Raw genomic sequence first — 19,854 nt, forward strand, 5'->3', positions numbered from 1 at the left:
GAGGAACACGAAATGCGGCATGGGCGCATCAAGCGAGGACTGAGAACTGCTCTTCTTGTCGGAGGAATCGGTGTCAGCATCCTGGGAATCGGCATCATGGCAAGTGTGCCGTACTTTTACTACAGGTCTCATACAGTTGGAAGTAAGCTTCTTAGCATAGCGAACCACCGGTTCCAGAACACGGTTGCGGTTAGTAGTGAAGTGTCTACAACGCCGCCCATTCCCGTGATGCCCAGACCAGACACTCTGGTTGCCGAACTAGACATCCCAACGTTGTCTCTGAAAGCGCCTGTACTGGAAGGTGTGGCTGATAGGGAAATCAACGTCGCGGTTGGTCATTTGCCGACAAGTGTCCTCCCAGGAGAACCGGGGACTAGCATACTGGCAGCCCATAACGCAACGTGGTTTCGACACAGTAATAGGCTCAAGCCAGGTGACAAGATTACTGTAGCAACTTCATACGGTACCTTTGACTATACTGTGACTGGAAATGAGGTGGTCCATACCGGTAGTCCGATCAAGAATACCGGAACTCCGACCCTAATATTGGAAGCGTGTTATCCGCTAAACGCCCTCTACCTGACTCCTTATCGGTACCTGGTGTTTGCAAAACTTACGTCCCAGTTACCAGCGCCCCATTCGCTCGTGACTTTGCGTGGGGTGAACAGCTACGCCGCACAACTTCCGACTGGTCTACCCCAATCAGACACATTGCTGGCAGATAACAACCTGCCTTTAGGTACCTTGTCGTACACTGGCTCCCCGAATGGAATATTTGAACAAAGTAACAAACCTCTGGATGCGGCGAATGCAGTAGTCTCGTTGTATCTCGCTTGGCAACATGCGTCTGCCCACAGCGACATGCGGTATTTGTCTAATCTGTTCGGTCAGACGGGTGTGCAAAGTAGTCCTCTTTCGGGGGTTCCAGTTGACGAATATCGCTATGATTCTTCATTCGACATAAGGCTGCACGTCGAAGGAGAAAAATTGATTGATGCTAGTGCCACAACCGTTACGACAACACCGAGCGGGATTTACCAAATCAGCGTTTCAGCAACGGTGAAAGGTACCCGAGTCTTTCTTACGAATGTATTAGTGAGTCCATACCAGTAAATGGAGAGTGAGTGTGCCCATCGTGAGTCTTCGTGAACGCAAGGACGATTTAGGGATTTCCGCTGATATGGTGTCGTTGCCAGTTCGACTATCCATAGAAAGTGTCTGGATGGCGTTTGCCGGGTTGAGTGAACTGTTTCTTGGACTTCAAATTTGGGATGCGTCAACAAGAGTTCCGTACACCAATATCATGAGTGTCGTCGTGATAGCCGGGGGACTCGCCCTGTCGGTACTGTCGTTGACAGCAACGAAACAGCGAACCCATCGGCAAATTGAAGTGCTCGTAGTCATCCTGTTTGTGGGGGCTGTAAGTGCTTGGGTGTACTCGCAAATCTACGGGAACCCTTCGTATGGTACAGATGAACTGGCGTTTGACCAGTACTCGGCTCAATTGTTGTTGCACCACATTAACCCATACACAGTTAGCCTTGCTCCAGCGTTCAGCGAGTTTCAGGTGCCAATAATTTTTCACACGTTTACGTTGACAGGAGGAACTGTGGCTCAACTGTCGTACCCGGCGATGTCTTTCTTGTTTTACGTTCCTTTGTTGGCCATGGGCATTCATGCGCAAGCGGCTGTCTATGTTGACGTATTTTTTTGGCTGGTTACTTCACTCCTGATGTATCTGATGTTGCCCCGGCCACATAAGGCACTGGGTCTGGTCCTTGGCATGTCGTTTATGTACATGTCATACGTAGTTGGCGGTGTCACAGACGCTCTATTCCTGCCATTTTTGTTGCTCGCCGCGTGGCGATGGGATAAGTTCGCCGACAAGAAAGCAGGATGGATGCGTTGGCTGGGTCCAATAGGCCTAGGAATTGCTATGAGTATCAAGCAGACGGCATGGTTCTTGGCACCCTTCGTAGCTGTAGCGATCTGGAAGGAAACAAGGTCCTCTCGCACAGTCATAAAGTATGTGGCGGTGACAGCGGCGGCGTTCTTTAGCACAAACCTCCCGTTCATGGTTGCAAACTTCCACGACTGGTTTTCCGGAATCATGTCGCCGCTGGTAGCGGACACGATTCCATCGGGCCAAGGACTCATCAACCTGTCGCTAATGGAACACACGGGTGGAGGTCATCTCTCGTATTACTCGGACAGTGCGATGGCGCTGTTGTTCGCGTTTTTGGTATCCCTATATCTTAACTACCGTGGATATAAACGTCTTGTGTTTATCTTGCCATCCTTGGTTCTCTTCTTTCCAACGCGCTCGTTTGCAACTTACCTCATCGACCTATTTCCGATTATGGTTGTGTCAGCGCTGAGCATAAGTGTTGTACCACGAGAGAGCCGAACCAACTTCAAGGCGTGGACCGGATGGGCAAGAGTACTGGCGTTTGTTCCATTTGGATTTTTGACGATATTGGCGCTCATTACACCAGGTCCGCTGCGGATGAAGATTGTTGGAGTGCACACAACCGGCGAGTTGCAGACCATCGACAAATTGCGCGTGGTGGTTGAGAATCGGACGAATAGGCCGCAGACGCCCCATTTCACGCTAACCGTTTCACCTCAGTTGACAAGCTTCTGGCAGGTCGATACAGGGCCGAAAACCCTTGCTGCCGGTCAGGTCGCGACCTATGTTCTTGATGCGCCGAACGTCCCAAGTATGCCAAGTATCACAGGCGGCTTCTTACTTGATGCGTTTACAACAGGACCGGCCACACTGAGCACGAGTCGTGTGTATCGGGCCAATAAGTGGCGTGCCATGATTCTGCCAGAGGCGGTTGATCACGCTGTTCCTGTTCATCGCAAAATCACCTTAACTGTCCAGTTGTATGACCAATTGGGGCGCAAAGTCAAAAAGTCTGGCGTGCATGTCTATTTGGGGCAAATTGTATACGACCAGAGCGGACTGTTTGCAGGTGAAGCGAGCATCAATGGACAAGTCGAAGGGAAATCTCCGGTCTCTGCTCTCACCAACGTTCAGGGCCTCGCCAAGTTCACGGTTGTGGAAATGCAGTTGCAGTCGTCTCCGGTATATTTTCAGGCGTTTGTTCAACCGCGCGGAGAGTATCCATCTGGGTATTCGCAAATTATTAGCATACGTTTCTCGAAGGGGTGAGCTGCTGAATGCCACGCAATCTTCGTGGCATTTTTGCACATATAGTCGAAGTTTGGCAAATTTGCTTGCACTATTGCACGAGATGATATAATCTAGCAGTGTCAACTGAATAGGGCAAACCTCGAGAAATTGGGGGACGCAAAGCCGTGGGTCTACAGGTGGGCAACCACCCATGATTGCCAGGTTGCTGATTAGGGACATGGACCCGGCCCATCGGCACAGGGTTTTTTCGTGCGGAGCTAAGTGGTTTCGAGGCGCAGTGTGGTAGTACTGTAATGGAAGATTAAAAACGAAAAAGGCAAACCTATCGAAAGGTAGGGGCGCAAAGCTATAGGGGCTAAAGCGAATCGCCAAGCCAGCCAGTTGCCGTTGCTCACAGTATTTCTGTTGTGAGAAGAGTAGGCATGGCTTGCCCATTGCCTACTCTTTTTTTGGTACAGATTTTGCAACGGAGAGTCAAATTTGGGATAGCGACGACACTGGTTGTGGGCGTGGTTGAGAAACGGGCGTTGATTTTTTGATACCACGGGGGGTATAAAATGCGTAATTTCTTGTTAGGAACAGCTGTGGCTGCAACTGTAATCGCGATGAGTACTGGGACTGCATTGGCTGCAGGGAGCGGGTACGCCCCAGGCGGAAGCAGCGTAGGTCCTGGTAGTGCTGCCGGTTTTACGTCCGTGTTGTCTGCGAAGACACTTGGTCCTACCGGTGGGACCATTACTGGGAACTCCCCTATGGGTACTGCGACCGTGGAGGTTCCTGGCGGGGCGTTCACGTCACCAGAGCAAATTTCGCTCACCAGCGGAAACCAATCCGCAATTGCGGCTGATGTACCTAGTGGCGACACTCTGCTTACGGCATTTGGTGTAAATTTCGCCGGTGCATTGCCGAAGAAACCGATCACGCTTACCATCACAAATACTGCAATCCCTTCAACTGCCGAAGTGTTCAAAGTTACGGCTTCAGGACTTACAAAAATGAACGCGAGAGTATCTGCGGGAAAGGTCACAATCTCATTTCAAAACGACCCTGATTTTGTTGTAGTTAAGACCACGGCGGGTAACGTACCTGGGGCAACGAGTCCTGTCACTGGTGTTCCGATTGCTTTGGACTTTGGAGCAGGTTTTGGCATTGCGCTACTCGGCTCCGTCATGATATTTATGTCTCGCCGTCGCGAAAGTCAATGACGAGAAGCGTTTGATTTCATCGCTGCTCCCTCTGCTTTGGTTCTAACGAAAGGATGAACTACCGTGATCACAGTTGTAGTCCCGACGTACAACGAACGAGATAACGTTGAAGTCATCACTTCTGCGATTGAAAATGCGTTGTTGAATATACCCTACGAAATTCTCTTCGTGGATGATAGCAAGGATGACACCCCGGAGATTCTTGAACGTATTGCAAGACGTAACCCGGCGGTTCGCTACATCCACAGGGAAACTGAGACAGGGCTCGGAACGGCAGTTGTGCGAGGATTAGAGGAGGCTAGAGGCGAGTATATTGCAGTCATGGACGCTGACTTGCAACATCCACCCAAGATGTTATGTTCCATGATTGACAAGCTGGACGCCGGGGCAGACATTGTGATACCGAGTCGATTTGTCCCGGGAGGCGATGACGGCGGACTCAAGTTACACCGCAAATTGGTGTCTGCCGTAGCACGGTACATGGGAAAGGTCGCTTTGAAGCGACTGCGTAAAATCAGTGATCCGACAGGTGGATTTTTTGCCTTCCGCCGCGAGGTCATCAGCGACGTTGAACTTCGACCGATAGGTTGGAAGATCCTGATCGAACTTCTGGCACGGGGACATTATTGCAGAGTAGCCGAGGTGCCCTATCGGTTTCAACCAAGACGCGCTGGTAATTCAAAACTAACGCTGAAGGAACAATGGAATTACATTAAGCACCTCGGGCGGTTGGTGTCTGAAAGTCGGGAAGACCGATGTTTGTTCCTGTTCGCAGCAGTTGGACTATTGGGTGTTGTTATCAACATGTTGTTCTATGGAGTACTTGTTAAACTCGGAGTAACTGTTGTTCTGGCTGGATTCGTATCTTCCCTAATTGCCCTGTGGTCCAATTTCATGCTCAATGAACTAGTTACTTGGTCTGATGTGAAACAAAATGTCTGGTCCATACGAGCCATCAAGTATCTCACCACATCCTTCGTCGGAATCGGGATCAACATGGGCGTTTTGAGCTTTCTGTATTACGAGGCTCGCGTGCACTATCTGCTATCGGACCTGATCGGCATTGCTATAGCAACTCTTTGGAACTTCATGATAAGCAACACATGGACATGGAAGCCCATTCTGAAGGGAATCGAGGTGTCTGCACCGCAGTAGAGAGGTTCAAGGTCACTAAGCGATAGCTCCTGTTTAGGAGAATGTCTCCGCCCTGGCATCTGTTGAAAAGGGACACACCAACGCCACTGTTGATGTGTCCCTCTTTCAAAAAGCAGAGTTAGCGGAAATTGTCAGGAAACCTAGGCGTAACGATTCACTTCATCAGTTGGAAGAGCACACGTCATACGCCAGCAAGTGAATCATGAGTAATTGCTATCTACCACCACCTGCAATCCTTGTGTCGGCGATTGCACTGTTTCGTATTGATAAACTGTGTTTCCTTCTTGCCACGCCACAATCGTTTTCGGGCTGATCTGTGTCGGGGTCGCACTTGTGCTCTTAATGATGATCGTTCCTTGGCCATAAGGGGCAGGCAGCATGTGACCATGCAGATACGTGACGACGTTTTCTGCCAGTTGTTTCACGCCTTTGTTTTGAGTGTTGAAGAGCACCTCCACATTCCAGTTTCCCTCGTTCCATTGGTAGCCGCCGCGCCCCATCGCGCCGTCAACTCGTGCTGTAATGCCGTAGCCGAGAGTAAGTGTTGGTTTCTCCCCCAAAAAGGCATCCCCACTGTTAGCTTGCTCCATTGATGAGATGACGCGACTGGCTAAAGGGTAACTTGAATACGTGGTTTGCGTAATAGGTCCAGTCGCTTGCGGGCCTAGCATCCAATTGGAAACGTTCCAGGTGGAGGCCATGGACAGGTATTTGTGCAAAAATAGGTTTGCGTAGTATACCGGAACGTACGTGGTGTCTTTATGACTTGCAGGGTCTATGGCGACTAGTTTTGGCGCGCGGATGTAGCCATATTGATTGCCCGCAATTGAAAACTGCATGTCACCTAGCGCTGGGTTGCCTGAAAAGGGCGCGTGACTGGGTAAGTGCCAAGCTGAAGGTACGCGACTCACGTTCAACGTGGTACCGTTCCAAGTTGCATTTACACCGTACTGCAACAAGGCTTCCTGTAAATAAAACAACGGTATCCAACTGGTAACGTGCTTTGACCAGGGGTCATCCGCAACAATGTGTTTGGGATATGCTAAATATGCACCGGACGCTGAAACCGTCGTCGATGCATATTGAATGGTAGCGGCATGAGCGGTGGAGAACACAGCTCCTCCTGCACTCAAGACACCTGCTGTGGAAATAATGCTCATAACAGCTGCTACGCTCCTCTTCATACTTGGCCACGCATCCTTTCGCAATGTAAGTACGGCCGTTCGATTAGCCATCATCGATTCAACCGTCAGGAGTTAGACGACGCGTCCGCAAGGTGCGTTACAGACTCACGCTAAGACCACGTCGAGCGTAAGTGTGCAAGGGGGGCATTGGCAGCGGAAATTCCGTCTCAAGTTTTGCACTCTTTAACACTGTGAAAAGGCAAGCGGCACGAAGGTGTTTTCATGGGCCAGGAATTTTTCAAGCGAACTCGACCTTCCGCACATTACCTGCTCGACCTTAGTTGCTTGAGTTCAGTTTGGACTTTACGAATCTCAGCCAGTAAGCGATTGTTCTCTTCTCGGTCATGGAGTTCCGTGGACAACAAGTTCGTCAACAAAAGTTCCAGGCGCTCGATGTCATTGAGTACATGAATGTCGGGTTGGATGTATCTGGATTTCGATACGAACTCGTCCATTGTTCCGTCGAAGACATGAACTGCTGTCCCCTCAAACCAGACCACACGAGTAACAAGGTTTTGAAGTAGATACCTATCGTGTGAAACGACGATTAATGCACCTGGATAAGATACAAGCGCATCCTGTATACGTTCACGCGTATCGATATCAAGATAGTTTGTCGGTTCGTCCAGCACAAGCAAGTTGGCGTCCGAAAAATAGAGGTTAACAAACGCGACCCTGCAGCGCTCCCCCATGCTGAGTGAAGATATCAACTTAAACACATCATCCTTTTGAAATAGAAAACCGGCGAGCACAGTTCGCGCATAAGTTTCAGTCATTCCTGGCAGAGAGAGGACGGTATCAAGGACTGTGCGCGAGTCAGTAAGGTTATCCAGTTCTTGCGCAAAGTAACCGATTTTAAGCTGAGGGTGGTACGCAACATCTCCAGACTGCGGTTTGAGCGTCCCGGTAAGGATGCCTAGGAGTGTCGACTTTCCTGCGCCATTTGGACCAATAATGCCAATTTTGTCACCCTTACAGACGTCCAAGCGGAAGTCGTGAAACATTTCACGGTCGGGATATGAGAATTGACCGCAGTCCGCCCGCAAGAGAAATTTGGCATCGAAGGCGCTACTTTCAAGTGACAGATTTACGTGAAATCCGTCAGTAGGTCGCTCTGCCTGTCGTTCTTCTAAACGTTCAAGTGCGCGTTTTTTTGCCATATAACGATTAGCATTCTGCTGGGCTCTTTTTTTTGCGTAAGGATCGCGTTCACTTGCCGCATTGTGACCTCTTTCGTACCATTCCTTATATCGCTGGATAGCTTCTAACAGAGCCTTGCGTTCGCGTTGGTGCTTGTCATACAACGCTTGTTGTGTCTTGATCTCAAGATTCTTTGACTCACGAAACGCAGAGTATCCGCCCTTATACCGTTTTGCACCGTTTGATGTCAGCTCATATGTCGTATCAGCGACAGCGTCAATGAAATATCGGTCGTGGGAGACAAATACGACACTCCCTTTGTACGATTTAAGCCAAGTCGCCAACCAATCCAGCATCGGAACATCGAGGTGGTTTGTTGGTTCATCGAGAACCAGAAACTCGGGCTCCATAAGTGACAACTTCGCAATTTGGGCGCGCGTCTTCTGTCCACCACTTAAGTGCTCATAAGGTGTCGAGAAGTGGAAAGTGTCGAAACCAAGACGCTTCAACGACGTTTCTACGTCAACTTCGTACTCGTATCCACTCATCGCGCTGTACGAATCTATCAGTTTCAAATACGTATCAACGACATGCTGGTTCTCTGTCGTGACCTCTAATTTCTGCTGGAGTCGATCCATGTCGCTTTTTAATTGATGAACGTCTTTTCGGGCACCGTGTACGAAATCATACAGTGACGTATCTCTCCCTACACGAATTTCCTGTTCAATCCATCCCCATGATTCGAGAGGAATACCTCGTCGAATAACACCTTTATCAAATTTTGTATGCCCCACAATACCCTCGATAAAACTTGTTTTCCCGACGCCATTTCGCCCAATCAATGCAACGCACTCGCCGACTGAGACTTCCAGAGAGACGTTGTCAAACAGCCTCTGTCCATGAATTTCTTTGGAAACACCATCCACCTTCAAAGCGTACGGCATCAGATCACATCCATTCATAACATTAAAAAGCCACAGGTTATGCACCTGCGGCGGAATGTACGATGAATATGTGCGATCACTAAGTGGATTCATGCACGGCAAGAGCAGTATGCAGTAGACAGAAGCTTTCGCACGTCATTGAGCACACCACAAATCACCGGCAAATCTATAGAGAAGCACAATTAGACACAGTCATTCCGTACGTTCTGCCGCTGGCAGAGACCTTTGTCCGATGAAGTTACTTGGACAAACCGTTGGAATTGGACATGTCGTCTAATTGGATACCTCCATGTGTTCAAGGTTTCATATTGGATATCTTAGACGAACGGTCATAAAAGTGCAATCTTCCCGCTAAAGCAGCCTATTCCTTCTTCCCAAGTTTCCAATGAGGCGAATCGGTACTCCCGAGGATGCAATCAAATTAATCACCTGCTTGGCAACAGAGGATGCTCAATGGGTAACTGGTCAAATTATTCACTTGTGCGGGCTAACGGTCTTGGATTCGGGGATCCACCAATATGGAAACTAAATCGGCGACCAGACTTCCAAACACAGTCATAAACGCAAGAACCAAGGCAACCGTACTGGCATTAGCAAACAGGAGTGCGTTTAACGACCCGATGAACGCTTCACCCACGCCCTGCACTCCGTATATAATTTCAATGGCGATCAAGGTATTTATCATCGTTGGCATTGACAGACCTACTAAGCTGATAAGGGGTAGTAACCCATTGCGTCTCATATGGCGGGAAACTACGCGGGCCTCTGACATGCCCTTTGATCGCGCTGTTCGAATATAATCGCTTTGCGCTACGCTACCCAACGATGTGCGGAGCTGTCTGGTCCACGGTCCAATCACGCTTAGAGACAACGCTGCCGTCGGCAGGATGTTATAGTACACCCTTTGAAAGAAGCCACTCTCCGGAGGGGCAAAGGCGGTTGCCGGAAACCAGGGAACGTTGATTGCCAACAAAAGGACTAGCAAGGTTCCAATGACGAAACCTGGCACAGCACTGAGCATTCCCGTTAGTGCCGAAAGTCCCCTATCGATCATGCTTCCCTGCTTACGAATCTGCCACTGCGCAATGACGATTGATACGACAAAGGCCACAAAGACACCAGTGACGAGCAATTCTAACGTGCGGGGCAGTTCTAGTTTTATGACAGCACCTAGTCCACCCGCCTGAAAAAGGGCTTGTATCCACAGGAAATACTGGACGTACACGGGTCTATTTAACCCGAGCTTTCGATCCAGAGCAGCTCCCTTACTGGGTGTCCATAATTGACCCAACAGAGCCCTCGCTGGATCCCCATGATCCAGATGCAGAACGAAAAATATGACAAGACTAAAGGCAAGCAGGGCGAACAGCGCTTGTACAGTGCGGCGAGGGATCAAACGGCTCATATTCCTGCCTCCTGGGAATCGAAGCTATCACGGACGGCATCAGCCACAAAGTTGAGCCCCAGTTGCAGTAATACTAGACACACGCATGGAAAGGCCCACAACCACCAATATCCGTCGTATAGCAATTGTAATCCGTTCGCAATCATGGAACCCCAGTCAGGGTAGGGAGGCGGTAGGCTGAACCCTAAAAAACTTGCCGTGGCAATCACCAGAACTGCAGTGCCAACACATGTGCTGACCGCTGTCAATAAGGTGGGCAGAAGATGGGGCAGGAGGTGACGCACAATGATACGACGACGGCTTGCCCCTAGCGATTCCGCAGCGACGACGAATTCTCGCGTACGGAGCGATATCACCTCCGCGCGGATTGGACGACCAATGAACGGCCAGGACGTCACGGCCACTATCACGATCATCGTCATCGGTGATGGCCCAACTATAACTTCAAATAGGAGCAACGGAACAAGTTGGGGCACGCTGCTGATAACGTCCATAGTCCACGAAAGAAGGCGGTCTACCCAACCACCGTAAAATCCAGATACTACGCCAACCCAGAGGCCCAAGCCAGTGGCGGTTGCGGCGGAAATTAAGCCGATCAGCAGCATCAGACGCCCGCCGTACATTAGCCGTATCAGTTCATTGCGACCAAGATTGTCAGTTCCCAATGGCCATTTTATAGATGGGGGGTGCCCGACAGCCGCGATGTGAATGGCTGATGGACTGGCCCTGTCTAGAAATGGTCCAGCAAAGCAGAAGAACAGTAGTCCAAGGAAGATAGCGATTCCAATCCAAAATATATAATTTTTTATAAATAGAGGAATAGTCCGTCCGTCTATTTGCGGAGAGTCTCCGATTTTGTCATCCAGGTCAGTAGCAAAAATACTTTTTGGCACTCCAAGTTCCTCCTCGATGCCCGGTACTACAACTTTTCCTCACTTGTAAGTTCCCGTGTACGCATAAGTTGGCCATTTCGGTAGTCAACGATGCCGAAAAACCTCTATGTATTGTAGGTTTATATCTAAATATACTAATTGAAATATGGTTCTAAGATGATAGGCATGCGATGATGAGGGTATTATTATGTTATCGTTCACGCCCCCCCATCCCACTTCCCGCATGTCGTGATTTTGCGGGCAGCACATCCGGACATGGATCTCGTGACAACCTGTATAGACAACCCATATAAGTATATGGCAGGAATGCAAACTGGTAAAGCTTGCTGGAGGGCTGGAATATCGCATTTCATCTAGAGCACGGATTTGTGGGGCAAACATGCAGGTAGCCTGGATGAGTAACAGCGGTTGTATATAGATCCGGTGGAGCTGCGCCGCCACTGTGTCGTTAACGTTTAGTTTAGTTTCATAGTGGACCGGGACGTAAACGCTGCACAAAACATCTTGAAACATGCATTAGCCCAGCGTTTCCGCTTGGCTTGGACTGAGCCTTCAGATCGTAACGTAGGCGGTTGCGTCATGCGTGTTCTGAGAAGCCCCTGCCTAAAGGCTGCCTTTAGGCAGGGGAGTGGTCACAAAAATACTCTAGTATGAGGCGGGGAATGGAATGTACCCCCGACAACAATGATTCTTTGTCCCTTTTTGAAAATGAGTTTTTGATTTCTAGTACCTCGAACAATGGCTGTTAACGTTGCATGATTCGCAGTCGCCACGTAGACTACGTGGCCATCCGATACTCGTTGCCGTTTCCATTTCTTATCGAAGGTAGCTAACAGTACTCGGTTCGATACCGTGAAACCACGGGAAGTGGGCATGTCATGCCCCTCCTTTATCTCAATTGTAATGTATGCTGTGCTACATGACGTTCAAATGAACCGGATAAGAGTCCAAGTGCATCACGTCACGGTTATGGCCCATAACTTCATCTAAGTGGAGGTTTGGGCAAGGGAACTCGGGAGAGAGCCAGAAGCGGTAAGCCTGATTTTAGAGGCTGTTTGATTGAAATCCATTGGTCGTATCAGGGGCATATCAGGTGAAGCAGGTGGGTCTCGGCTGCTTAGAAATTCGATGACGGTACTCTTTCGTTACGGAGCTATTAGGCAACTATGTGTAAGATGACGAGCTGTAATGAAACCGAACAGATGGTTGTTTCGTCTATTGCATAGTGATGTCGTACGAAGGGGGATCGCACCGTGAAGCTATGTAAAAAATGGACCAGTGTGGGTATAGCATTTATCCTTGCTGGCATATTAGCAGGCTGCGGGCAAGCCGTGGGTGGAAATAGGGGTAGAACGACGTCAGCTTCAAATGATACAGCATACAAGGTAACCAATTCAGCAACAACAGATGTAACCAGCGCAGTGAACAACACAAGCGTTGGCGGGAACTCAGTTGCAGTTGAAAAACCCGCTGCTAGTAACACGACACCTCAGCCCATTGCAGCAGGGTCAGAGAATTTTTCTGACATCAAGTTGGTCGCTCCAAAGAACGTAACAGTGAACGGTGTAGCGTTCAATCCTGCTCCAACAATCAACGGAATACTGGAGCCTGTTGTCCTCACCACACAGTTCACAATAGTGACGCAGCCGATCCGTATGGATATGAGTGGCTTAATTTTGAACAATCCGAGTGCAAACATCGGTGGTGGAGTCGCGTATTATCAATACAACAACGTGATCTACAAAACATCTGCGAACTACCCAGGAAACTACCCTGTTGAAGGTTCACTGACGATCTCAAGGAACTCTAAGGTTATCTTTATTTGTACGGTGGGCACCCCGGTTCCACCCGCAAAGGTGAGTTTACTATACAACGACGTGAATTTGGGAATCTATAGTGCTACTACGATGGGTTCGTACTCATTAAATTGAGCAGTCTTGTGACACTACTGGGAGAGCGACACACCGAGGAAACACAAGTCGATGTAACTCAGCGGATAGGCAGACTTTTTTTGCGGTAGTTATAAGACACGCATGAAAGAAATCATATACCGTCGCGGGAAAGGCAGTGGTTGGAATGTCCATCGGGATTACAGGTACATTCATCATGGTGCTATTTCTAGTTGTCTTTCTCTTCGGCGTTGGGTTGTTGGCAAGTAGCCTATGGAACTTGAAGCATTCTGATAATAGGTCAGCATTTAGTTCGAAATTTTACAGCGGGTCTGTTATGGTCTTTTTGGCATTTGTGGCGATTGTTTTGACTACTGAATGGATGTCTCACTGAGCCTCATACATCATCACACCCGGCATTAGAGAATGACTTCTGTCGGGGGCTTAGCCGGTTCTGGAATTGGGAAACACCAAGGCGAAGTGGATGTGAGCCGCCCGCTCCACGGAACCAAGAAATCGATCAATATGCCGAGAAATGTATTGAAACTGCTTAGACATCCCGCCGTGTGTGGCACGGAGGGATGCCGGTAAATGGGGTGTTTGTCGAATGATGAAGAATCCCTTACGAGAGGAGAGCTCCGCCCTCAATGGACAGCGTCGTACCCGTTGTGAAGGTGTTCGACGCCAGATAGACATATGCTTGTGCAATTTCCTCTGGTTTTGCGATGTGTTGTACGAGCAGTTGAGCTGCAACAGCTCTGAACATTCCTTGTCTCGATTCGTCGTCCATTCCACTATAAATTGGTGTGTCTACGAGACCCGGTGATACTACGTTCACACGTATTGGCGCTAGGTCGCATGCCAGCCCGCGCGCCAAACCTTCGACAGCAGAGTTAATCGCGGCGAGTGTGGATGCGCCTTTCGGTGGACGCGCTCCGTACACACCCGAAGTCAATGTGATCGAACCGGACGCGTCGATAAAAGGCAGTGCAGCTCTCACAGTTACATATTGTCCCCAGAACTTGCTGTCAAATGCAGTTCTCACCGCACTGTCAGGAAGTGAAGGAAACGGGCCCATCACACCGTCGCCGGCTGTCACAACTAGGTGATGAAACGGGCCGACTGATTGAAAGAATACTGCCAACGCTGCCTCGTCTCGGAAGTCAACAACATACCCTTCCGCATCACTTCCGATTTTCGACTTTGCCGCTTCCACCTTGTCAGCCGACCGGCTCGCCACAAGGACATGGGACCCGGCTTCCACAAATGCTTTCGAGACAGCCAACCCAATGCCTGAGGTACCACCAATGACCACAACACGCTTGTCTTGCAAAGTCATGATTATTTCTCCTCCGCCATTTATTTGTCCACTACCATTGTACATCATGCCAACTGACTATATCTTTTGACAGGGAAGTAAGTGCACATACCACTGGGGTGTGAGGGAGGCAGAGACTCCGAACGCTCGGGACATGATAAAGTCGTAGGGTGGATCCGGATGTTAAGCAAGTTGGCACACTGTGGGTGTTCAATTTTGGCGCTCAGTTCCAATGACAACTGAGCGCCTTGTGGTGTTTTGCATGCGTTCCCGCATTTGCGGTGACACTGAACACTGACTCGAGAGGAGGGAAGCATATGGGCGTACGAATTCGGTTAGGATGGGCGGACTGGGTCCTCAAATTTGTCTTGACAGTGGTCGTGATCAGCATTGCAAACACGATCTTTACGCTGTATACGTACGACTGGGAAATCGTCATCACTGGGGCCGCAGTTGCTACTGTCGGCCTTGTGCTTGACTGGTTAGTCTTGCCGAACTTGGGTAGTTTCCCAGCACTTTACGTCGACAAGATGGGTTATCTCCTTGTCATCAGTCTGTTGTCGCTTGGTTTGTCTGACGCCACGATTGTTCCCTTTTACGTGGCGGAACTCATTGCCATCTTGCTCGCTCTTTTTGAAGAGGTGATGCACAGAATGGTCCTGCCTAAAAGTGCTCGCATCCCAAGCGGAACCATGGCCTGACGTCTTGAAGCTGTCATTTCACACCAGGGAACTCGCGACGGATGTCGCCAACGATGATGTCACTGCTGACTTCGAGATGAGCTGCGCGGTCAGCTGCGTAACGGTGAAAGTGATTGACGAGTGTCGGATCGGCGCTGACGTACACGTGTGTGCTGGCGGGCGATTGGCGGATTAGCCAGTCGTCCGCTCGCTTTACGATGGACTCCCCAGCAGGGTGAGTTGCCTCTCCGGTGTCAACGCCGACAAATATCGTATGACGCCGCTTCAGCACGACCGCATAGTGCACTCCAGGAACACCTTGTGTGAGCCTCACTGCGAGGTTTGGCACAGGCACGAAGTCCGTCGGTGTGACGTCTGAGCTGTTTAGTCCGGCATTGTTGTATGTGGGGGGGCCTTTGTGATTCGCTCGGTCAATATCGGGCACGGCTCGAAACCCGCTGGCACCTAGAAGCGCCGTTACGGCAAGCGCTGTTAGAGGTGCTGTGCGACGGATGAACCTAGACGTCCATTCTCCTGTTTTCGAAGTTCCGCCTTGTCTTAGCTTCACACCATGTCACTCCTCGTTTCAATCATCCTTGCCACGTAGAAAGTCACGATCAACGCCAGTCGCTACTGCATAGAGCAGCCACAGCAAGAAAGACATAATCCCGAGTTGAAACAACCACCAGACCATATCCCATCCGTTTGGCATCCCTGCGCTGTAGGGGATGTAAAAGGGGGCGTTAGGCCAAAAACCTTGCGGCCACAATCCATTCACGGCTTATCCCTCCTGTGTGTGTACTAGCCGCGGGCACGGCTGCAAGACTTTAGTTACACGAGATACAATGTCACGTAGAGTCCGAACCAGGCGATGGCGTTAAACGTATAGACCACGGCTGCGGACTGGGGACCGAAGGACGTCTGTGGACTGATAATACCTGTACCGGCCCGAAAGACGACACCAAGTACGACAATGACAGCGACGATTGTGTAGAACACAGCAACTCCCTGACAGATTACGTAAATCGATTCATAGTGGCCAAAAGTCGTCCATCCGTGAACCCACAGTGGGATTAGCATCAGGACAATGGCTGCAACGCCGAGGACGGCACTCGCCGTAAAGGACGACTGCAGTCTGCCGGTTTTGCCGTTTCGATTCGCCTCGACGCCGAGTGAAACCAACACAGTACCGACAGCCAGTAAAATGGTCGGCCAGAGTCCACCGAGTTGGTGGTTCAGGTTCGCTGGGATATATCCTCCCGCCATCATCCACCTGACATTCACGAGTACGAAATAAGGAATGGCCTGCGAGATCACGAACAATGTCAAGCCAAAGTTACCAAGTCGGCGATCTCTACTTGACAGTTGGAGCACCGCAGGGTGACGGGTGACAGTCCACGGTTCGGTAGTGGACGCAGCAGTTTGTGTTGATGTTGACATGTTCTCAGTTGTAACTCCGAAGTTTTTGGCCATTAGGACACCTCCACTGGGGAATCGGGTTTCCATACAGGCTGCTCGTCAGAGTAGTCGTAGAAACCAGTCAGTACCTCGGGTGGTGGGTTGAAATTGGTTTCGCCAGGCATTGCCGCTGACTGCCATTCAAGCGTTTTCGCATTCCATGGATTCGCTTCGGCGGGTTTGCCGTATCGCCACATCCAAACAATGTGGATGAGGTTGAACAGGAAGCCAAGACCGAGCAAGAAGGCGAACAGAGAAATTTCGAAGTTCATGTTGCGCAGGTAAGGGGGATAGACAGGCACCCAACGGTTCATGCCGCGAAGCCCAATCAGCAAAAACTGACCAAATGCGCAGTTGAAGGCGACAAACACCCAGATTGCTCCTACCTTTCCCCAAAATTCGCTGTACATCCGGCCGGAGAACTTGGGCAACCAGTAGTATGCTGCGGCCATGAAGGTGAAGACCATCGCGCCAATGATCGTATAGTGGAAATGACCGACAACGAAGAATGTGTCGTGCGCTTGGAGGTTGATGACAGGGTCTGCCAGCATGACGCCTGTTACTCCGCCTATCAGGAAGTTAAACATGCTCATGAACACAAGTAACGTCGGTGTGGTGAGGCGAAGTTTCGACTTCCACACTGTGCCGATCGACGTCAGGAACGCAAACCCGGTCGGGATGGAGATCATCTCCGTAAAGAAGGAAAACGGCAACATTTGATCGTCGCGCATGTTTGTGAACATGTGGTGTGCCCAGACCAGGCCGCTGAACATCATCACGAATACCAAGCCTAGAACACCCCAAGATCTGCCGAAGAGTGTCTTCTGTCCTAGGACAGGTAAAAACTCCTGCCACAGCGCGAAGGCCGGAACGACGACAATGTAGACTTCCGGGTGGCCGAACAACCAGAAGACCTCCATATAGGTCAGTGGCGTGCCGATTTGAGCAAACAGCGGGAGTGACGCGACGTTGCTGACAAGCGCGAGGATGAACGTCATTTCAATCTCCGGGATCCAAATAATGTTCAACAGACTGGCAGCGAGGATGCCCCAAGCGTACATAGGAATCCGGTTCCACGTGAGGCCCTTGGCGCGCTTAAATAAAATGGTCGCCGTGAGGTTGATGGAGACCAACAGAGATGACAACGTCATGGCGAACACGCCGAGGTAGTAAAACACAATCCCGTTCGGATCCTGCTCTGCCAAAGGCGCATAGCCGCGCCAACCGGTGGTCCAAGTACCAAGTATTGGACTGAGTGCCACCGTGATAATGCCTGCCGGCAGCAACCACTGGCTAATCGCGGACACCCTTGGGAAGGCGGAGGAGTTGGACCCAATCATCAAGGGGATGAGGTAGTTGCCAAATCCGCTCACCAACATCACGGTGCCAAACGAGAACATCATAATCGTCCCGTGAATCCCCACGGTTGACAGGTAGGCGTTTGGCGTCGGGAACGTCCACAGGTTGGCATTCATCAGTTCCAGTCGCATCAACATGGCAGCTAGACCGGCGATGAAGAAACCGCCGACTGAACTGACCATGTACTGAAGTCCGACCACTTTGTGGTCGAGACTCATCATGAAATAGCGCCGCCAGTCGTTTGGAACTTCCCACTCGACAGGTTTTCCGAAGTAGGGTCTGACAACCAATTCCCAGGCACCAAGACCAAGTAGCCAGCCGCATGTCGCGGCTGCCCAGCCGAACGTCACGGAAACTTTCGTGACATATGGAGCGAAAGGAGTCCTGTCGAGGACCTGGCTGACGAGCGTGTTCACGACGAAGAAACCGATGGCTGCCCAGAACAATCCCCGCACAACGGGGGGCAACATGCGTCGTCCTTTGCGCAGAAAGCTTTCACTGGTACCTGCAAAAGTGGAACTCATGAGAATCTCCCTTCACGAATCGTATCTCCGCTCAATCCGACTGCAGTTTGAGCTGCTTTTTCACCCAGCTCTGAAAATCACCGGCCGACACAACATGCACAGGAGCTTCCATGTACGGATGCCCCGGACCACAGACCTCCGTACACTGCACTCTCACCATCGGGTTAACGTCGTACGACGTGACTTTGTTCGTGTGCACGTACATGTATCGCGTCTCGCCAGGGATGATGTCCTGTTTGAGTCCAAACGCCGGGATCCAGAACCCATGAATCACGCCGATATAAGGGTCATAGGTGTGCCACGGGTCGTACGACCGGAGAACGAACTTGACGTTGCGGTTCACAGGAAGATAGAGTGTGGCGTTGCCGTTGGCGTCCTGTGCAGACGAGATGCCGTATTGTGGGTAGCTGAAAAACCATTGCCATTGCCTGGCCACGACATCAACCTCGATGTCTTGTCGATTCAGGCGGGCTTGCTCGGAGTTAAACATTTGTTCGAGTGCAGAAGCAGAAGGGTGCACGAAAAACAAGAGGTTCAACCCGATACTGACGAGTACCCAAACACCGATAAACAGTTTGTTCGTGCGAAACTGGTGGCGACTGCGCGGGTTCGTATCGCCGGCGCGAGCGCGAAAGCGGATGAAGTTGTAAATCAACATGACCACGACAAAGGCAATGACTGGGGCGAGTATGTTCAGGATGAACGCCACTGCGTGTTCGCCGTCGACAGCTTGTGAAGACGCTGTGTAGAAGTAGGTCCCATATTGATTGAGTGCGTGGAACAGCCACTCCAGTAGCACCGACCCTACGACCCAAGAAATGGTGAACAGAACTAAATCAAGCATTTGCTATCCCTGCCTCACTGTCAGTTCGTAGTAGAACTCCGTGGTTAAGTTTTGGCGGGCAAGATGGTTATCGTTCCTCGCATACCCGCGATGTAGTGAATGAATTGTTGCACGAAGCAGCCGTAGTACCAGGTGCCGGGTTTGTTCGGCACAGTAAACGTCAGGTCCACGCTGCCGCCTGGGGCCAGAGTGGGACTGAAGTTGCCGCCCTCTGTGACAAACGGTTTGGGGCCGACGTAGTTCAGCACGGCGTGGCCTGGCACGAAGTTGTCGACATTGTGCGCATTACTCACTGTCACGTGAACCCCGTTCCAGAAGTCCTCGTGGAACTGCGTATGTACCGCACCCACACCGTAAGGTGTGTCGTCAAACCCTCGACCAATCATCATCTCGTGCCAGTGTGTCGGACTCTCGTTGTGTAGCGAGATCGTGACTTTGTCCCCCACACGCCAAGTGACGTTTCGAGGATGGAACCCATAATCGTACTGCAAGACGTATGTCGTTGCCGCACCCACGCGCCCGGCTCCAAACATGCGCGTCCACGCATCTCCAATCGGACGCGTCCAAAACAAGGCGATAATTGCCACAACCAGTGCGATGATGGAGACAGTAGCGAACAGTGGCTTGCTCCAGTCCGGGTTGCGGCGTGGTTCTGGGTTCGACACGGGTGAATCTGACATCCCTCTACACCTCCCA

General features: G+C 50.6%; 17 protein-coding genes, 1 pseudogene and 2 riboswitches. Of the genes and pseudogenes, 7 read left to right on the forward strand and 11 right to left on the reverse strand.

The features are described 5' to 3' along the window. The first annotated feature begins 12 nt into the window (after positions 1 to 12). The 4 genes from JC200_RS17460 (at position 13) to JC200_RS17475 (ending at position 5,520) form a co-directional block, all read left to right on the forward strand. A complete protein-coding gene (locus JC200_RS17460; protein WP_274432973.1) occupies positions 13 to 1,113 on the forward strand; it encodes a class D sortase in 1,101 nt (366 codons plus the stop codon). Between the two features lie 13 nt (positions 1,114 to 1,126). Then, positions 1,127 to 3,178, forward strand: a complete 2,052-nt coding sequence (locus tag JC200_RS17465; RefSeq protein WP_274432975.1) for a hypothetical protein — start codon at positions 1,127 to 1,129, stop codon at positions 3,176 to 3,178. A 103-nt stretch (positions 3,179 to 3,281) separates the two neighbouring features. Continuing rightward, positions 3,282 to 3,370, forward strand: a riboswitch (cyclic di-GMP riboswitch). A 95-nt stretch (positions 3,371 to 3,465) separates the two neighbouring features. Then, a riboswitch (cyclic di-GMP riboswitch) is annotated at positions 3,466 to 3,549 on the forward strand. Between the two features lie 168 nt (positions 3,550 to 3,717). Beyond that, positions 3,718 to 4,365 carry a hypothetical protein gene (locus JC200_RS17470; protein WP_274432976.1) on the forward strand — a complete coding sequence of 216 codons (648 nt, stop codon included), beginning with the start codon at positions 3,718 to 3,720 and terminating at the stop codon, positions 4,363 to 4,365. Positions 4,366 to 4,428: 63 nt separating this feature from the next. Next, complete coding sequence (locus tag JC200_RS17475) at positions 4,429 to 5,520, forward strand: glycosyltransferase (protein WP_274432977.1); 1,092 nt, start codon at positions 4,429 to 4,431, stop codon at positions 5,518 to 5,520. A 200-nt stretch (positions 5,521 to 5,720) separates the two neighbouring features. Here JC200_RS17475 and JC200_RS17480 read toward each other — a convergent pair whose 3' ends face one another. Next, positions 5,721 to 6,704 carry a hypothetical protein gene (locus tag JC200_RS17480; protein WP_274432979.1) on the reverse strand — a complete coding sequence of 328 codons (984 nt, stop codon included), beginning with the start codon at positions 6,702 to 6,704 and terminating at the stop codon, positions 5,721 to 5,723. Between the two features lie 263 nt (positions 6,705 to 6,967). Further along, complete coding sequence (gene abc-f / locus JC200_RS17485) at positions 6,968 to 8,788, reverse strand: ribosomal protection-like ABC-F family protein (protein ID WP_274432980.1); 1,821 nt, start codon at positions 8,786 to 8,788, stop codon at positions 6,968 to 6,970. 364 nt (positions 8,789 to 9,152) lie between these two features. Between abc-f and JC200_RS17490 the strand changes: the two are divergent. Next, positions 9,153 to 9,317: pseudogene (locus tag JC200_RS17490) on the forward strand (hypothetical protein); the annotation flags it as partial. Here JC200_RS17490 and JC200_RS17495 read toward each other — a convergent pair. Beyond that, a complete protein-coding gene (locus tag JC200_RS17495) occupies positions 9,276 to 10,193 on the reverse strand; it encodes an ABC transporter permease (protein WP_274432981.1) in 918 nt (305 codons plus the stop codon). The pseudogene JC200_RS17490 and the gene JC200_RS17495 sit on opposite strands and share 42 nt — an antisense overlap. Beyond that, positions 10,190 to 11,086, reverse strand: a complete 897-nt coding sequence (locus JC200_RS17500; protein WP_274432983.1) for an ABC transporter permease — start codon at positions 11,084 to 11,086, stop codon at positions 10,190 to 10,192. Before JC200_RS17500 ends, JC200_RS17495 begins: the two co-directional genes overlap by 4 nt. 1,253 nt (positions 11,087 to 12,339) lie before the next feature. Between JC200_RS17500 and JC200_RS17505 the strand changes: the two genes are divergently transcribed. Beyond that, positions 12,340 to 13,017, forward strand: a complete 678-nt coding sequence (locus JC200_RS17505) for a hypothetical protein (RefSeq protein ID WP_274432985.1) — start codon at positions 12,340 to 12,342, stop codon at positions 13,015 to 13,017. A 580-nt stretch (positions 13,018 to 13,597) separates the two neighbouring features. On the opposite strand, the gene JC200_RS17510 is transcribed toward JC200_RS17505, so the two are convergent. Further along, positions 13,598 to 14,314: an SDR family oxidoreductase gene (locus tag JC200_RS17510; protein ID WP_274432987.1), complete on the reverse strand. Its 717-nt coding sequence runs from the start codon at positions 14,312 to 14,314 to the stop codon at positions 13,598 to 13,600. A gap of 296 nt (positions 14,315 to 14,610) precedes the next feature. On the opposite strand from JC200_RS17510, the gene JC200_RS17515 reads away from it, so the two are divergent. Continuing rightward, positions 14,611 to 14,994 (forward strand): DUF2512 family protein, encoded by a 384-nt coding sequence (locus tag JC200_RS17515; RefSeq protein WP_274432988.1) that lies wholly within the window; start codon positions 14,611 to 14,613, stop codon positions 14,992 to 14,994. Positions 14,995 to 15,007: 13 nt separating this feature from the next. Here the strand turns inward: JC200_RS17515 and JC200_RS17520 are convergent, their stop codons facing one another. Genes JC200_RS17520 through JC200_RS17545 form a run of 6 tightly spaced genes read right to left on the reverse strand, consistent with a single transcriptional unit; the run spans position 15,008 to position 19,838 of the window. Next, positions 15,008 to 15,541 carry a YhcN/YlaJ family sporulation lipoprotein gene (locus JC200_RS17520; protein WP_274432989.1) on the reverse strand — a complete coding sequence of 178 codons (534 nt, stop codon included), beginning with the start codon at positions 15,539 to 15,541 and terminating at the stop codon, positions 15,008 to 15,010. A gap of 18 nt (positions 15,542 to 15,559) precedes the next feature. Next, on the reverse strand, positions 15,560 to 15,751 hold the full coding sequence (locus tag JC200_RS17525) for a hypothetical protein (RefSeq protein WP_274432990.1): 192 nt from the start codon (positions 15,749 to 15,751) through the stop codon (positions 15,560 to 15,562). A 53-nt stretch (positions 15,752 to 15,804) separates the two neighbouring features. Then, positions 15,805 to 16,446: a hypothetical protein gene (locus tag JC200_RS17530; protein ID WP_274432991.1), complete on the reverse strand. Its 642-nt coding sequence runs from the start codon at positions 16,444 to 16,446 to the stop codon at positions 15,805 to 15,807. Further along, positions 16,446 to 18,314 (reverse strand): cytochrome c oxidase subunit I, encoded by a 1,869-nt coding sequence (locus tag JC200_RS17535; RefSeq protein WP_274432992.1) that lies wholly within the window; start codon positions 18,312 to 18,314, stop codon positions 16,446 to 16,448. The genes JC200_RS17530 and JC200_RS17535 overlap by 1 nt, the downstream gene beginning before the upstream one ends. A gap of 31 nt (positions 18,315 to 18,345) precedes the next feature. Beyond that, on the reverse strand, positions 18,346 to 19,158 hold the full coding sequence (locus tag JC200_RS17540; protein WP_274432993.1) for a cytochrome c oxidase subunit II: 813 nt from the start codon (positions 19,156 to 19,158) through the stop codon (positions 18,346 to 18,348). 44 nt (positions 19,159 to 19,202) lie between these two features. After that, positions 19,203 to 19,838: a cupredoxin domain-containing protein gene (locus JC200_RS17545; RefSeq protein ID WP_274432994.1), complete on the reverse strand. Its 636-nt coding sequence runs from the start codon at positions 19,836 to 19,838 to the stop codon at positions 19,203 to 19,205. Positions 19,839 to 19,854 lie beyond the last annotated feature (16 nt).

The organism is Alicyclobacillus sp. ALC3 (assembly GCF_028751195.1).
Lineage (GTDB): Bacteria > Bacillota > Bacilli > Alicyclobacillales > Alicyclobacillaceae > Alicyclobacillus_L.